Source organism: Faecalicatena orotica, assembly GCF_003149245.1.
In the GTDB taxonomy this organism is placed as follows: Bacteria; Bacillota; Clostridia; order Lachnospirales; family Lachnospiraceae; genus Faecalicatena_A; species Faecalicatena_A orotica.
Genome location: NZ_QGDL01000009.1, coordinates 78,542 through 94,582, shown reverse-complemented (window position 1 = coordinate 94,582; position 16,041 = coordinate 78,542). Strand labels below are relative to the sequence as shown.

Genomic DNA, 16,041 nt, shown 5'->3' with positions numbered 1-16,041 from the left:
CAAGCCGGATCACATCCGTCTTACCCTGCTGTTTTATTTTTCTGATTCGTAATCTTCAATTAATTTTTTCTCCGCATCTGTCAGCTCACATTTTTCCAGTAAATCAGGACGCCGTTCTTTCGTACGCAGAACAGACTGTTCCCGCCTCCACTTTTCAATGTTTGCATGATGTCCCGACAGCAGGACTTCCGGCACCTTCTTCCCACGCCATTCCTCTGGACGAGAGTACTGCGGATACTCCAGCAGATTATCCTGGAAGGATTCAAACTCCGCGGATACATCATTATGGAGAACACCGGGAACGAGTCTCGAAATCGCATCCACCATAACCATCGCCGGAAGTTCCCCGCCGGTCAGCACATAATCTCCGATCGAAACGTAGTCCGTCACGATCTCTTCCAACACCCGCTCATCGATTCCTTCATAATGTCCGCACAGCAGGACCAGTTCCTCCTCCTGTGCAAGTTCCTCAGCCATCTGCTGGTTAAATGTCTGCCCCTGCGGTGAAAGATATACCACTCTGGGAGCCTTTTCAAGCTTTCCGGCAACCGCCTCGTAGGCTAAGTATACCGGCTCCGCCTGCATCAGCATGCCCGCACCGCCCCCATAAGGGTAATCGTCCACACTCTGGTGCTTATTAAATGCATAATCCCGGATATTCACGGCCTCAATAGACAGAAGGCCTTTTCCTGCCGCCCGTCCGATGATACTTGTGTTCAGTCCGTCCATGACCATATCCGGAAATAAGGTTAAAATATGAAAATTCATGTTTCTTTCGCTCCTCTATATCAGTCCGTCCAGCAGATGTACCTTCATAGTCTGTTCTTCCACGTTCACATCCAGTATACAATCATGGATTGCAGGGATCAGCACCTCCCCATGCTCCTTTGAATCCACAACATAGACTTCATTTGCCCCGGTCTCAATAACATCTTTGAGCACGCCAAACTCACCGTCTTCGGTAAATACCGTCATCCCGATCAGATCAGCGATGTAATACTCATCTTCCTCCAGTGGAGAAGCATTTTCGCGTGTTACAAGAAGGCTCTTCCCTTTATATTTTTCAATATCATTTATGTTATCAATTCCTTTGAACTTTACGATTACAAACTGCTTGAAAAACTTCACACCCTGAATCTCCATCGGAATCTGCTCTTTTCCTGTATCCAGTATTACATTTTTTAACACCTTAAATCTTGCCGGGTCATCCGTTGTCGGGAAAACCTTCACTTCACCCCGGATTCCATGAGTAGATGAAATAATCCCTACCTGTAAGTATTGTTCCATACCTGTCTCCTATATCTGTACCTTGGCAGGACGAATCTTTCTGCCGGTATCTCTATTTACCATCTCTGCCGGAAAAAACGGTCCGGCAGGAAAAAGAAAGGGGCAGTCACTCGATGCTCATAATGCATGAAGGCTGTCCCTTACGTTCTCTTGCTATTGCACGATGTCAACAACAACTCTCTTATCTTCCTTGGCAGCAGCTGCCTTAACCACAGAGCGGATTGCTTTTGCAATGCGTCCCTGCTTTCCGATAACCTTGCCCATATCGCCGTCAGCGACGCGAACCTCGATTACCGTAGTTCTGCCGTCCTGTCTCTCAGAAACAACAACGCTGTCCGGATCGTCTACTAATGCTTTCGCAATTACTTCAACCAGTTCTTTCATTTAAGCCACCTCCGCGGAACAGCTTATTTCTCAATACCTGCTGCTTTTAAGATTTTTCCAACTACTTCTGTAGGCTGAGCTCCGTTGTTTAACCACTTCTTAGCTGCTTCCTCATCAACTTTGATTCCGCTTGGCTCCAGGTTCGGATCATATGTTCCGATTTCCTCGATAAACTTTCCATCTCTAGGAGATCTTGAATCTGCAACTACGATTCTATAGAAAGGAGCCTTCTTCTGTCCCATTCTTTTTAATCTGATTTTAACTGCCATTTTCTTTCACCTCTTCTTAATATTTTTTCTTTTTGTCTGATCCCGTTTAAGGACCTGCTAGCAAACTGCCATGCAGCCTGCTATGTAATGTATGTGTTAAAAAGGAAGTTTAAACTTGCCTTTCTTACCACCTCTGCCGCCCATCATACCTGGAAGCTTCTTCATCATCTTCTTGGCTTCATTGAACTGCTTGACCATGCGGTTGACTTCCGCAATGTCCACTCCGGCGCCTTTCGCGATCCGGTGCTTTCTGGATGGGTTCAAAAGATCCGGATTCCTTCTCTCTTCCAGTGTCATGGAATAGATCATGGCCTCCATCCTTGCCATCCTTTTTTCATTCTCCTCGTTGTCGAGGTCGGGCATCTTGCCGCCCATGCCGCCGAGTCCAGGCATCATTCCCATAATGCTTGAAAGACCGCCCATCTTCTTCATCTGGTTCATACTCTCCAGATAATCATCAAAATCAAACTGGGCCTTCTTCATCTTCTGCGTCATCTGTCTGGCTTTTTCTTCATCGATCTCAGCCCCTGCTTTTTCAATCAGGGTCAGGACATCTCCCATACCTAAAATACGGGAAGCCATTCTATCTGGATAAAACTGTTCCAAATCGGAAAGTTTTTCACCCATACCTACATAGAGAATCGGTCTTCCGGTCACTGCTTTGATAGAAAGCGCCGCACCACCTCTGGTATCACCGTCTAACTTGGTTACGATCACACCGTCGATTCCGATCTTCTCATTAAAACTTCCGGCAACATTCACCGCATCCTGTCCTGTCATGGCATCCACAACAAGGATTGTCTGATGCACGGTAACTGCCTCCTTAATCTCCTGAAGTTCTCCCATCATGTCTTCATCAATATGAAGACGTCCGGCCGTATCCAGAATCACAATATTGTTGTTATTCTTCCTGGCATGCTCTAACGCAGCCTTTGCAATATCCGCAGGCTTGTTCTTATCTCCCATCGAGAAAACTTCAACGCCCTGCTTTTCTCCATTTATCTGTAACTGCTTAATTGCCGCAGGTCTGTATACATCACATGCGACAAGCAGCGGTTTCTTTCCCTTCAGCTTGAACTTTCCGGCGAGCTTTGCCGTCGTGGTCGTCTTACCTGCACCCTGAAGGCCGGCCATCATAATCACAGTGACCGCGCTTCCCGGCTGAAGCTGGATCTCAGTCGTCTCCGACCCCATCAGATTGACCAGCTCTTCATTCACGATCTTGATCACCATCTGCCCCGGATTCAGCCCGTTCATGACATCCTGTCCGACCGCACGTTCCTGCACACTCTTAATGAATCCCTTCACGACCTTAAAGTTAACATCCGCTTCCAGCAGTGCCATCTTTACTTCCTTGAGAGCTGTCTTCACATCATCTTCCGTAAGCCGCCCTTTACTGCGGAGGTTCTTAAATACGTTCTGAAGCTTTTCAGTTAAACTGTCAAATGCCATTCTATAACTCCTCTATTATCGTATCCGAAATCTTCCGGATTCTCTCAGCCATCTTTTCAGGTTCCATTCCCTGCTTCTCATATGAATCGAGAACTTCGTTAATCTTATGAACCTTTTCCTTAATCGAAAGGAACTTTTCCACCAGATGCAGCCTGACTTCATAGCCTTCCAGAATCTTCTGGCAGCGCTTCACCAGATCGTGAACACCCTGTCTGCTGATTCCTGCATCCTGTGCAATCTCACTCAAGGATAAATCCTCAAGTACAAACTGTTCGTAAATGTCTTTCTGGTGATCTGTGAGAAGTTCACCATAAAAATCGTATAACAACGCCTGTTCTAAAATCTCATTCACATTCATCACCTTAGTTATCATACACAAAAGTAAAACAGGTGTCAAGTATTTTTTCTTGACACCTGTCTCTTCTTTTGAAAATGGATAACAATTCACAGCATACTGATACATTCCCTTAAAGAAAGTATCTGGGAATCTGGAACACAAATACCGTCAATCCCGGCTGTAATCAATTCTCGTATCAGCGTCCCATCCCTCCTGATTTTTCCACAGAGAATAAATGTGGCTCCCGCCTTTTTCGTATCGTCACAGATCAACATAAGCAGCCTCATTACAGACGGATAAAAACCTTCTGTGTCCTCCGGATATTCCTGATCTGTAAGATGTACAGCCAGCATATTTTCTGTCAGCTCTTTTAAAAAAACACCGATAAAATCTACATTGTCTGCAAGTATGTCACTGATCATCCCCGCACCAGCCGTTTCAATCAAGATTCCTGTCGGGATATCCTTGAATGGAATCCGCTCAGACTCCAGTTCCTCTTTTGTTTCTTTTATCAAGCCTTTCACGACATCCAGTCTGCTGATTGTTGCCACATGGTAAAAACCAAGTGAACAGGCTCCATAAGCACTTACTTTGAGTGCGGCTTTCATTTGAATCTTCAGTCGTTCCTTAGATTCTTCCCCTCCATCCCCTCCGATGATCAGTTTCCTCCAGGCCCTTGTTCCCATCAGATTTTTATATGCCTCATAAAGACACGCCTCTGTAAACGGAGCATACCAGTTTCGAAACAAAGCCACACCTTCACCCTCAAATCTTCCAGCCCTGCTTATATCGGCCTTATCCTGTATCCAGCTGTAAAGCGGTAAAGGTTTTCCTTCCGGGGTCAGTGTCGCCTTCCCTTTCATCGTACGGATCAGCTTCTGGGACTCCCTGATTTTCTTCAGCGCCATCTCTTTTACTTCATCATCGGGCCGCAGATAAAGGCATTCCTCCTCGCAGTCCAGAATGGCTTCCTCTCCATGCCAGTTTTTCTTGATCTTTGTCTGAATCATCATTGGCAGCTCCAGTACCCTTGCAATCATCGCCGTGTGGGAATTGGCCGAGCCGAACCGCGTCACAAGGCCAAGCAGTTTTTCTCTTTCAATCTGTATTAATTCGCTCGGTGCCATATCTTCCGCTGCCAGTATGACCGGCTCGTTTTCAGGGATCTGCTGCTTTTCCTTTCCGTTCAGAATATGTTCCAGTCTTTCTGTCACATCCATAATATCAATAGATTTTGTCCGGAAATATTCATCCTTCATGCCAGTAAAAAATCCGGAAAACATATCTCCCGTCAGCGCGACCGCATATTCCGCCCTTTTCCCCTGTTCCTGAATCAGCTGTATAACCGCATCATTATAGTCTTCATCCTCCAGTATCATAGCCTGTACTTCAAAAATGGCCGCTGTATCCTGATCAATCTCCTCCGAGACTTTTTCATACAGGAGATTCAGCTGCTCAACAGCCCTTACTTTTGCATTCTGGAATCTCCTCATTTCTTCTGCCTTATCCTGGCCGTCCTGCTGCCTGATATCCGGTTTCTGTTTCAAATAGACAAATACAGTGCCGGCAGCGACACCGGGAACTACCAGCTTTCCTTCATACTTTTCCATTCCGGCTCTCCTGTTGATCTATAAATTCTTCTGAAAATACTGTTCCAGTATCTGTGCCTCTTTTGCCTCATCCGGACCTTCCAGCGTTACCGTTACTTTTACTTCCTTTGAAACCCCTAACTTCAATACTGCCAGCAGCTTTTTAGCATTGGCCCTTTTCCCCTGTGCTGACAGGATAACTTCCGAAGTATAGGACTGGGTCTGTTTCACAAGCATTGCTGCCGGCCTCGCGTGAATTCCTATTTCACATTTAATCGTATAGGTAAATGATTCCATCTCTTCCTCCTGTCATATATCAGGGTGCCGCTTCTTAAAAGATTCCGAAGAATGAACCCACCACACTGACTGCCATAACAGAAAGGCAGATGAGTCCATACCTGTTTGTTTTCTTCATAATAAAATGGATCAAAAATAGCGCGCCCAGCGGCAGAATCCCGCCTACGATAGAATCCAGTGCCTCCTGCAGTACAATGGCATCATTGTTTCCGATTACAATCTCAATTGGAGTCGCCAGAGAAACATAACTTGCTCCCAGGGCGCCCATCATAAACATACCCAGAATACTGGAAATGGTAGTCAGTTTACTGATCAGATTTCCGCCTAAGATCGCTGTAAATGCACTCTTTCCCATCCTGTACCCCATCTGGTACAGATATCGTCCCTCGAGATACATCAGCACTGCAAATATGATGGCAATGACTGCACCCAGAGGGTTCCCTTTTATCGCCAGATCACAGCCGATCCCAAGAAATATCGGCTTCAGTACCGTCCAGTTCAGAGAGTCCCCCAGCCCCGCAAACGGTCCCATCAGGCCAACCTTTAAACTGGTGATGATCGAGTTTTTTTCTTCCTCAGGGAGTTCAACCATAGTCTCTTCCATCGACACGGTTGCCCCTACGACCGTTGCCCCGATACAGCCTTCTGTATTAAATAGTTCCGACTGCCTTTTCAGTGCTTTTTTCAGTCCCTCCGGATTATCTTTATATAATTTTTCCAGTATATGAAGCTGAGAGCGGCACATGCCGATTCCCTGCATCCTCTCGTAAGAGTGTCCTACTTCTGCCCACTGGTGCCATCCATTATAAGCCTTTCTGATATCTTTCTTAGTCAGGACAGATTCTTTCTCTTGATTTTCAGCCATATTTCCACCTACCCTCTCTACTGCTTTTCCGTTCTGAAAGCAGACACATTCCACATAATCGCTACAACACAGCCGCCCATAATGGCCGCCCCGATTACAGAAACTCCGAATAGTATAACCATGAAATATCCCATCAGGAATACAGGAATCATCTTTGGCCGGTCAATCACCTTCAGCGTTACCATAATACCAATTGCAGGCAGTATACCACCGGCTACATTTAACCCGTTCACAATCCACTCCGGCATCTTCTCAACAAGTGCCATGACAACAGTAGATCCAAAATAAACACCGATAAATGCAAATGGGAATGAGATTACGAAATCAATGGCTGCAGTCAGCCATGTCATTCTTTTGATCCCCCTGATATCCCCTCTGTCGACATATTTATCCACAACATGGGCCATATAGTTGTTTACTGAATAGAAAAACGGGGTATTCATATTGCCGATCAGTCCCACCGCGATACACAGCGGCAAGGCTGTTTTAACATCCATACCTGTAATCAGTGCCAGAGGAATCGTAATACATGAGGCAAGGCAGATATCCGACGGCTCTACCCCGCCGGATGCCACCTGGCTGATCGTCAGGAGGGTAATCTGTCCGCCAAGAATCATAGCAGTGGAAATATCACCGGTTACAATGCCGAATATAAGGCCATGTACAAGACCACACAGCCAGAATATATTCATCGGCACATAGAACATTTCCGTATTGGCATAACCATATATAATGCCGGAAATAATAGCGAGCTTCAACGTCATATAGATTCCCTCCCTACTTCTTCATCTTTTTCTCAATTACAGAATACTTCAGTTCTCTGTCGTCCGGCACATTCTGCATGCAGATCGTGACACCGCTCTCCTTCATTTTTTCCAGCATCCCGGCCTCTGCATCACTTAGAAAAATATATTTGCACACATCTGTTTTTCCTGGTTCCTTCGGGCAGTTTCCAAGCTGTACTTTGTCCATCGGCATTCCCTCTTCGAATGCTTTATAGCAGGACTCTACTGTCTGGAACAGTACAAGCAGGGTTTCATCCTGAAATGTATCTGCCTTCCATTTTTCAATAAAGTCTGAGGTCCCGAGAAGACTGAATTCATAATTCTTAGGCGCCGCCATTTTATATACAAGCATCATCATCTCATCTTTACAGAGCACGTCATCAATGACTACGATCCGGTCCGGATGGACCGCCTTGCTCCACCTGACTACCACCTGTCCGTGCACCAGTCGGTAATCTATCCTGATTAATCCTATATTTGCCATTCCTTTACGCCCCTTCCTCTTACTCGTTAAAGTTCATGATACCCTCCTGTCCGTCCAGAACGAGCTGTTTCGCCATATCCGCCAGGGAATCAGTCTCCTGCCTTAATTCTACCGCACTTAAGAGCATAGGCAGGTTCATTCCCAATACCGCATACACCTCTTTCTTCTGTACCAGAGAGTATTTTCTCAACTGGTTGCAGGGTGTTCCGCCCATCAGATCTACCAGACAGATACAGCCTTTTTTATAACTTTCCATCGCCTTTACAAAACTTTTATAAAACTCTTCTACATTATCCCCTTCTTCCAGCGAGAAAGCCGCCACATTATCTACTTCAGAATAAATTAGCTCCATTGTCTCGAAGAGAGCCTTTGCATAAGGCCCGTGGCTTAACAGTAATATTCCGGGCTGGGACTGATTTATTTTAGCTGCATCAAAAACGCTTTCCATAGTCCATTCCCTCCTATTCATCCCAGGACGGCTCCAGCATTGTCAGCCCAAGCCTTTCCGCTTCCAGAGAAATTCTACTGATCTCATCATCCGTAAGCGTCCACTCGAAAGCCTCACAATTTCGTTTTGCCTTACCTGCATTATGCGCCCCAATCAGGGCTGTCCCTATATATGGCTGCTGTGTGCTCCAGTTGACCGCCACCTGCGACACCGGCCGGTTATGGGCCTTCGCTATATCATCCATTGTCTCCAGCAGCTTCATAATGTTTGAAAACACCGGCTCCCTATAGTAAAGAGAATAAAAATTATTCCGGATATCATTCTCTTCAAATTCTGGAATATGCCGGTAAATACCAGACAGGATACCTCCGCCCAGCGTCCCGTATGACATGGTGTCAATGCCCTGTTCTTTTGCCCACAGAATCATCTCTTTATTTGTCTGGTTTAAAAGGGAAAAGGATGGCTGGATCACGTCAATCCTTCCGTATTTCATCGCCTCTTCCGTCTCCTCTTTTGTAAAATTAGACAGGCCGGTGAATCTGATTTTCCCCTGTCTCCTCAATTCTTCCAGAGCCCCCATTGTCTCTTCTATAGGTGTTTCCCGATCCGGTTCATGTATAAAATAGAAGTCTATGTAGTCTGTCTGCAGGTTTTTCAGAGACTCTTCGCACTGCCGGATTACTGACGGATAGGATGCCGAATTAATACACTCCTCTTCCGGGTCAGGAAGCAGGCCGCATTTCGTGGAAATCAATACTTTATCTCTCTTTCCTTTTACCCCTCTGCCAACCAGTCTTTCCGAACTCCCCCAGCCATAAGCCGGGGCCGTATCAATCAGATTAACGCCTTCCCCAATCAGAACATCCATCGCCTTCAGACAGTCTTCTTCTGTAAATCTTCCGTAGAAGTTATTTCCCTGTGCATCTGCCCCTCCATTCCCCCAGCTTCCCAGTCCCAGTACGGAAACTCTGACATCTGCATTTTTAAAATGTTTATATCTCATTTTACACTCCCTTCTCCTTTTGCTTCTCATGGTCCAAAATGAAGGATATAATCTCCTTTAATGTTTCCTCCGGTTCATCTGTAAACACGGAATGACTGCTGTTTTCCATGACGACAGCCTTTCCTTTTGGAATCAGGTCTGCAATCTCATAAGTAAATGAAACCGGTGCCACCCAGTCATGCCTGCCTCCGATTACCAATGTTGGACAGGTGATCGTGTGAAGTTCTTCCCGAAAATCAAAAGTCAGCTGTTCCCCGCCAAACCATTGATTTACCGCTTCATAGGACGGGATTCCCCGCCGGATCTCCTCCTCGGCCTCCTCTCTGCTTACTTCCCCGGTTCTTACTTTATAAGAGTACAGGTCCATAAAAACCTTATAATATCTGTCATATTCTTCATTATTCGGAAAAGTCCCGTGCCACAAATAGTCTTTACCCATCTGTATTTGTTCCTCCGTCCCGAGTTTTTCTAATTCCGCAATTCCTTTTTCGTGGACGGAATGATCACAAGCCGTAGTGATCAGCACAAGTCCGCTTAAATTTTCCGGATAACGGATTCCATAGGCCTGCCCTACATAACCGCCATAACTCTGCCCCAGAAGGTAGATTTTATCAAGTCCGAGGTATTTTCTGAGCCCCTCGATATCCTCTACATTCTGATCAAGGGTATACTCTTCCTTTTTCGTTCTTTCGCTTCTCCCGTTTCCTCTGTAGTCGATATAAACAAGCTGCATATAGTCACTGAGAGGGCTTAATACCGGGCAGTAATCCCCGTGGTCACAGCCGGGCCCGCCGTGTACGACAAAACAGACCTGCTTTTCTTTCATAACGGGGCCTTCCGGCACAAACTGCTTCCCTTCTACATCAAAAAATATCCTTGCTCCGTTTATTTCTGCAAACAATTCCCATCCTCCTTCTTCAAAAACCATTCCATTGAAAGATGTGCCAGAAAGGCGGCACCTTTCATCAATAACGTTTCATCCGTTACAAACCCGGGATGGTGATTCCCATATGGGCTTTCCGGCTCAATAGTCTGATAGAACCAGTAAACACCGGGGCACTGTTCCAGATAACAGGCCATATCATCACTGGCAAGTATCGCACTTCCCAATTCCGATACCTGTTCTTTCCCCCAGAACCGCTGTGCCTGTTCTCTGAAAAATGCAGTACAGGCCGGATCGTTTTCCAGTACCGGATACCCTCTGCTATAATGGATGTCACAGCCTGCGCGCATTGCTTCGGCAGTCTTAGTGCAGATCGTAACGATCCGTTCTTCCATATACGCCCTGAATTTGCTGTCTGTTGTCCTCAAAGCCCCTCTCATGACCACGCTGTCGGAAATGATGTTGTCAGCCGTACCACCGTGTACCGATCCAACTGTAAGCACCGCCGGTTCTGTCCCTCTGCGCTCCCTGCTGATTAGTGTCTGCAAAGCCAGAATGATCTGAGCGGCAGTTACTACAGGATCGATTCCCTGTTCCGGCATCGCACCGTGACACCCTTTTCCATGAATTGTAATGGAAAAACTGTCTTTTGCCGCCATCACCGGACCGGATTTCACTCCGATATTCCCCTTTGGCAGTCCCGCAAGGTTTCCTGCATGCTGTCCGAATACAGCCTCCACAGGCCCTTCAAGAATCCCCTGGCCAAGCAGCAGGACAGCCCCTCCCGGTTCCTCTTCCCCCGCCTGAAATAAGAGTCTTACACATCCCTTCATCCGCTGCCTGTACCGCATAAGAATCCGGGCCGCGCCGAGCAGCATCGCCATATGGGCATCATGTCCGCAGCTGTGCATGTTTCCATTTGCTGATGCATATGGAAGCCCCGTCTCCTCTGCCATCTCAAGTCCGTCCATATCGGCACGAAGCAGAATCACCCGGCTTTCATCCCTTCCGCAAATCTTCGCACTGACACTGCTGTGTCCCTCATAATGCACGGGTGTAAGCCCCATTTCCTGTAGTTTTTTCACTATGTAAGCCTTTGTTTGGGGAAGAAAGAGTCCTGTCTCCGGAATCTGGTGCAGCTCCCTGTAACATGATATGACATAATCTTCATCTGCTCTTTCCCATTTAATCGGATCGTTATTTATCTTCATGCTCTTTCCCGCCTTCAAGGCCAAGCTTCTGGACCCCGAATTCCGGGATCTGGGACCAGGCCTTTCCTTTGCAGCCAGTAATTTCAAAAAAGTGTTTTACTTTTTCTTTGATTCCATTTGTGATTACATCAAAGAAATCATACATGCTGTCCCCCTCAAGTTTTGCTTCCATGAGGGCATCATAGCCAGCCTGCACGATATCTCGTGCAAAGTTGACTTTCGCAATCCCGTTCTGGCAGGCTTTATAGATATTCTCGTCCCCGCTGCCTGAACCGCCGTGCAGGACTAAAGGTACACTGCACCGCTCATGGAGCTCTCTGAGCCTGTCAAACTGGATTTTCGGTGTTCCACGGTATGCCCCGTGTGCAGTTCCCACTGCGACAGCAAGACAGTCGATTCCCGTTTCCTCCACAAAACGCTGTGCTTCGTCAGGATCTGTAAATGCAGTCTTTCCGTCTGTTTCATAATTTTCCCCGTCTCCCACATGCCCCAGTTCCGCCTCTACCGTGACGCCGACGGAATGTGCTATACGCACCAGTTCTTTTACTTCTTTAGCATTCTCGTCAAACGGGAGTCTGGAACGGTCAATCATAACTGCCGAAAATCCGGCCTGTATTCCTGCCACTGCATCTGCAAAATCGGGGCTGTGGTCCAGACAGAGTGCAACCGGTACGGATGCCTGGTCTGCATAGGTTTTTACCATCCGGCAGTAGAAGAAAGGATCTGGCATTGTATCCACAAAATTAATAAAAATCAAAGGAGATTTCGTTTCTTCTGCCGCACCGATTGCCGCAATAATGCAAGTTTCATTTTCCCCCAGTACTGCCGGTACTCCATATCCTTCTTTATAAGCCCTGTCTACTATTTCCTTCATCGTAACGTACATAATGACTCCTCCTCATCCTTCCACATATGAACTGCTACCCTGTATGCCCCGGGAGTACTTGCGGCCTCATAAGCCTTCTGGATGTCATCCAAAGGATAATGCGCCTCGATCAGTCCACTTACTTTTACACGCCCGGAATCGAGCAGGTCTGCCGCTATCTGAATATCACTTAATTCCGCGCCGAAGGTTCCCATCAGGCGCAGCCTTTTGTAATGAATCTCATTCGAACCAACCGGGAGGTCAGGTGCCGGGTATCCCGCTGCAAAGAAAAGAATCTTCGTATCCATCTGGGCCAGTTCTAGCGCCTGCCTGTTCGCAGGTGTCACGCCTGCCGCCACAATAATGGAGTTCAGCGCCCTGCCATTAAAAGATTCCCGTATCTGCTCCTGATATCCTGCCTCCCCCGGATGAATCACCGGAAATCCTTCTTCCTTTGCGCGTGCTATTTTCTTTTCGTCAACCTCAGTAACCAGAACCTCCGCACCATAGGCCCTTGCTGCCATTGCATTCAAGAGTCCCATTGTCCCCGCACCGATCACCACAACGGTTTCAAAAGGTTTGATATCCAGCATACGGATCCCATGCATAACTGTGGACAAATTCTCCAGAAATCCAATCTCTTCAAAAGGAATATCTGAGTGAAACTTGATCACATTTCTCGCATCCGCCACATAATAATTAGCAAAACCAAAGTCTCCCCAGTATCCGTCCTCTGACTGTACCCAGTCGTCCTCTATATTCGTACAGCCCAGAGTATGGCCAAGCCTGCATTCCCTGCACTGCCCGCAGTTCTCATAAGCTACCAGGCCGACTCTGTCGCCAATATTGAGATGACTGCCTGCATTCTTCCCCTTTTTGATGATTACCCCTGCATTTTCATGTCCTCCGGCCATCGGCATTGGCTGATTTTTTCTTGCCCCGGTCCACAGACCGTAATCTGTTGTACAGATATTGCATGTTTCCATCCTGAGCAGAACCTGATCATCCCCCAGAGGCGGGAGCGGCCTTTCATGCACTTCCGCCTGATGTGCAGCTGTGATTACTCCAAACCTCATTCTTTCCTCCATTATGCAGCCTCCTTTTCAATTATTTCTTTATTTTTCTGTTTTTATATTGATTGTTTTCATTATATATGTTAAATATTATATTATTTTCCTTTTTTCTGTTATTTTCTTCCTATTTTTAATTCTGTTTGACGATTCGAAAATAAATATGGTTAATTTTAAGGACATGATAAATTAAGAATTGTCCGGCTTCATCCGGGACAAACTGATAAGATGTATAATATCATGCAGTATGTCATGTACTTTGATGCAGTCATACAAAGACAAGCTCTAATAATTCGAGGAGGTTCCGTATGGATTTACAGATCATTTCATCAAGCCAAAATCTTCCCTATAGGATAGAAATCAAATCCCCGTCTCAGGAAGAACAGCACATTCATCCTGAACTGGAACTGGTTTTTATTTTAAAAGGTTCTGTGGAATATTCTGTGGATTACAAGAAGTACATTCTGAACCAGAGAGATTTTTTCTTTGTAAACAGTCTGGAACTACATCACATTAACTCTTATTCATCCGAGAGCCGGATTTTATGCATACACATCGACCTGCTTGCTTTTACCCGCTTCTATCCGGGAATTACAGATTATCCCTTTCAATACAGGGATACGTTAAACAACAGAGAACATACCGTTTATAAAAATATTTATGCCCAGCTCCATACACTGCTTTATCAATTGGTAGAAAAACCTGACACATTCCTGCTATTGTCGATGTCATGCATCACTAATATTCTCATAGAATTGTGCGAGTCCTGTATTAACATGCAAACTTCTGAGTTGTACGTTAAGAAAGATGAAAAAAGGACCCGGATTATAAACATACTAAGCTATTTGAATGAAAATTATTCGGAGACAATTACCCTTGACATGCTGTCTGAAAAATTCAGTTTAAGCAAACCTTATCTCTCAAAATATTTTAAAACGGTCATGGGAACCGGATTTCTGGATTATGTAAACAGACTTCGTATCCACAAATCACTGGACATGCTGTGTAATACAGAAGAAAGGATTATAGACATCGCACTTGCCAATGGATTTAACACCCAGAAATCTTACAGCCGGGTGTTTCAGAAAGAATTCGGACAGAGCCCTTCCGAATACCGCACGAAGAACCGAAGCTCAAAAAAATCCCCTGACCCGGATCTTATAAAGCCCGTTACAAGAGAAAATCTGATTCAGGATTTTCCACCCGGAAAACAGGTTCCATATACACTGCCGGATGAGGAAATCCGAACTGTCAATATCGGTTTTAACCTGAAAACGGCTGTGGACTGGCCCCTGAAACAGATCTGGAACCGCACGCTGTTTCTCGGCAGTGCTTCATTATGCCTGCATCGCAAGGTACAGAATGAAATCCGTGAACTGACCGCAGAGATTCCATTCCAGTATATAAGGTTCTATGGAATCTTTTCCGACGACATTTTTTTCTGCAGAGAATCGAAAGACGGTACCTACACCTATTTCTGGGAAGAAATAGATGAATTGTTAGACTTTATATGTAATCTTTCACTGAAACCATTCTTTGTGTTTGGCCCATCCTGCGGATTCTTTGCTACAAAACGTGAACTGCTTGGGATTGTGCCTCAGAATTATGCGATTCTGGCTTCCGGGAAAAAATGGGGCCTTATATTGTCTGATTTCTGTTCCCACTGCATTGAGCGCTATGGCAGGCAGGAAGTAAACAGTTGGAAATTCCAGGTCTGGTCTCTTCCGTCAGAAGGTGCCATGAGAACTTCTGAAACCGCACATGATTTTTTCCGTTTCATGAAAAAAACATATCTGACCATACGCCAGATACTCCCACAGGTGCAGATTGGTTCTCCCGCCCTGCTGCCGGATTATGAAGAAGATTGGCTGGATTCTTTTTTTACTTACTGCAGGGAAGAGCACATTCAATTTGATTTTATGAATGTCTACTTATACACACCTACAAATCCACTCAATCTTAATCATCATTATTATGCACCTTCTGGTTTGACAGATGCGGACTTCACAGACAGTCAGAATTATTTTAATGAATCCACACTGAAAATCATTCATTGTATGCAGCGCAATCAGTGCACAGCACCTCTGATTGCCTCAGAGTGGAACATTAACGACTATCCTCAGGATTACTGCCGGGATACCGTTTTCATGCTTTCTTATCTTCTTCATACCCACCTGAACGCGCCACGGCAGATTGATGAAATTATCTATTCCCTAATGCAGGATTACCCGAACGAACTTATTCCATCAGGGGAAACTTTTTACGGCGGTCCCGGCTTTCTCACTTCTGCCGGGTTAAAAAAGCCAGCCTATACAGGTTTGTGGTTTTTAAATCAATTGGGGGATAAAGAGATCTTCCGCGGTGATTCCTACATTATTACCCGCTCAGGAGAACAGTACCAGTTTATATTCTATAATTACTGTTATTTCAGCAGGACCTTTTTATCAGGGGATAAGGATCTGCTGTCCAGCTTTGACAGATATAATATTTATGAAAAGGGAGAGACGCTGAAACTGAATCTGGTACTCAATCTGGAATCTGGCAATTATAAAACAGAAGCCTATCTCCTCGACAGGCTGCATGGTTCCGTATACGATGCCTGGATGAACATGGGGCATCCCGATTCCATCAGTGGCAGCGTTCACAAATATTTGAAATCAAAGGACGGCCCTCTATTATTCATTGAGACGAAGCAGGTAAAGGAAAATTTATTAATCGAACAAGACGTTCCCGTACATGGTGCAGTGCTCCTTTTAATCGAAAAGCTCTCCTGACAGGCTGCTGCCGTCCACATTCCTTATAGCAGAATATG

Annotated in this window: 18 protein-coding genes; 1 reads left to right on the top strand and 17 read right to left on the bottom strand. The window is 45.7% G+C overall.

Translation table 11 applies throughout. The annotated features are described in order from the left end of the window. Positions 1–33 precede the first annotated feature (33 nt). From trmD to A8806_RS14930, 17 genes are all read right to left on the bottom strand, one after another. Complete coding sequence (trmD, locus tag A8806_RS15010) at positions 34–768, bottom strand: tRNA (guanosine(37)-N1)-methyltransferase TrmD (protein WP_109732024.1); 735 nt, start codon at positions 766–768, stop codon at positions 34–36. A 15-nt stretch (positions 769–783) separates the two neighbouring features. Continuing rightward, on the bottom strand, positions 784–1,287 hold the full coding sequence (gene rimM / locus A8806_RS15005; RefSeq protein WP_109732023.1) for a ribosome maturation factor RimM: 504 nt from the start codon (positions 1,285–1,287) through the stop codon (positions 784–786). A 153-nt stretch (positions 1,288–1,440) separates the two neighbouring features. After that, complete coding sequence (locus tag A8806_RS15000) at positions 1,441–1,671, bottom strand: KH domain-containing protein (protein ID WP_009003358.1); 231 nt, start codon at positions 1,669–1,671, stop codon at positions 1,441–1,443. 23 nt (positions 1,672–1,694) lie between these two features. Continuing rightward, positions 1,695–1,940 (bottom strand): 30S ribosomal protein S16, encoded by a 246-nt coding sequence (rpsP, locus tag A8806_RS14995; RefSeq protein WP_009003357.1) that lies wholly within the window; start codon positions 1,938–1,940, stop codon positions 1,695–1,697. Between the two features lie 96 nt (positions 1,941–2,036). After that, positions 2,037–3,392, bottom strand: a complete 1,356-nt coding sequence (gene ffh, locus A8806_RS14990; RefSeq protein WP_109732022.1) for a signal recognition particle protein — start codon at positions 3,390–3,392, stop codon at positions 2,037–2,039. Position 3,393: 1 nt separating this feature from the next. Continuing rightward, positions 3,394–3,765 carry a YlxM family DNA-binding protein gene (gene ylxM / locus A8806_RS14985; RefSeq protein ID WP_109732181.1) on the bottom strand — a complete coding sequence of 124 codons (372 nt, stop codon included), beginning with the start codon at positions 3,763–3,765 and terminating at the stop codon, positions 3,394–3,396. 71 nt (positions 3,766–3,836) lie between these two features. Continuing rightward, the gene (locus tag A8806_RS14980) at positions 3,837–5,339 is read right to left on the bottom strand and encodes a phosphoenolpyruvate-utilizing N-terminal domain-containing protein (RefSeq protein ID WP_109732021.1); all 1,503 of its coding nucleotides are present in this window, start codon (positions 5,337–5,339) and stop codon (positions 3,837–3,839) included. 18 nt (positions 5,340–5,357) lie between these two features. After that, complete coding sequence (locus A8806_RS14975; protein ID WP_109732020.1) at positions 5,358–5,615, bottom strand: HPr family phosphocarrier protein; 258 nt, start codon at positions 5,613–5,615, stop codon at positions 5,358–5,360. A gap of 34 nt (positions 5,616–5,649) precedes the next feature. Continuing rightward, complete coding sequence (locus A8806_RS14970) at positions 5,650–6,480, bottom strand: PTS system mannose/fructose/sorbose family transporter subunit IID (RefSeq protein WP_109732019.1); 831 nt, start codon at positions 6,478–6,480, stop codon at positions 5,650–5,652. Positions 6,481–6,497: 17 nt separating this feature from the next. After that, positions 6,498–7,244, bottom strand: a complete 747-nt coding sequence (locus A8806_RS14965) for a PTS mannose/fructose/sorbose/N-acetylgalactosamine transporter subunit IIC (RefSeq protein WP_109732018.1) — start codon at positions 7,242–7,244, stop codon at positions 6,498–6,500. A gap of 13 nt (positions 7,245–7,257) precedes the next feature. Beyond that, on the bottom strand, positions 7,258–7,749 hold the full coding sequence (locus A8806_RS14960; RefSeq protein WP_109732017.1) for a PTS sugar transporter subunit IIB: 492 nt from the start codon (positions 7,747–7,749) through the stop codon (positions 7,258–7,260). 19 nt (positions 7,750–7,768) lie between these two features. Beyond that, the gene (locus tag A8806_RS14955; protein ID WP_181368742.1) at positions 7,769–8,197 is read right to left on the bottom strand and encodes a PTS sugar transporter subunit IIA; all 429 of its coding nucleotides are present in this window, start codon (positions 8,195–8,197) and stop codon (positions 7,769–7,771) included. 13 nt (positions 8,198–8,210) lie between these two features. Beyond that, entirely contained in the window at positions 8,211–9,200 is a 990-nt protein-coding gene (locus A8806_RS14950; protein WP_109732015.1) for an aldo/keto reductase, read from the bottom strand. A 1-nt stretch (position 9,201) separates the two neighbouring features. Beyond that, positions 9,202–10,101: an alpha/beta fold hydrolase gene (locus A8806_RS14945; RefSeq protein WP_207657866.1), complete on the bottom strand. Its 900-nt coding sequence runs from the start codon at positions 10,099–10,101 to the stop codon at positions 9,202–9,204. After that, positions 10,086–11,294, bottom strand: coding sequence for a M20 metallopeptidase family protein (locus A8806_RS14940; protein WP_109732013.1), 1,209 nt, complete (start codon positions 11,292–11,294; stop codon positions 10,086–10,088). The genes A8806_RS14945 and A8806_RS14940 overlap by 16 nt, the downstream gene beginning before the upstream one ends. Then, positions 11,281–12,180 carry a class II fructose-bisphosphate aldolase gene (locus A8806_RS14935; RefSeq protein ID WP_109732012.1) on the bottom strand — a complete coding sequence of 300 codons (900 nt, stop codon included), beginning with the start codon at positions 12,178–12,180 and terminating at the stop codon, positions 11,281–11,283. Before A8806_RS14935 ends, A8806_RS14940 begins: the two co-directional genes overlap by 14 nt. Next, positions 12,165–13,247, bottom strand: a complete 1,083-nt coding sequence (locus A8806_RS14930) for a zinc-dependent alcohol dehydrogenase (RefSeq protein ID WP_109732011.1) — start codon at positions 13,245–13,247, stop codon at positions 12,165–12,167. The genes A8806_RS14935 and A8806_RS14930 overlap by 16 nt, the downstream gene beginning before the upstream one ends. Before the next feature lie 290 nt (positions 13,248–13,537). Between A8806_RS14930 and A8806_RS14925 the strand changes: the two genes are divergently transcribed. Next, positions 13,538–16,003, top strand: a complete 2,466-nt coding sequence (locus tag A8806_RS14925; RefSeq protein ID WP_109732010.1) for a GH39 family glycosyl hydrolase — start codon at positions 13,538–13,540, stop codon at positions 16,001–16,003. The last annotated feature ends 38 nt before the right edge of the window (positions 16,004–16,041 follow it).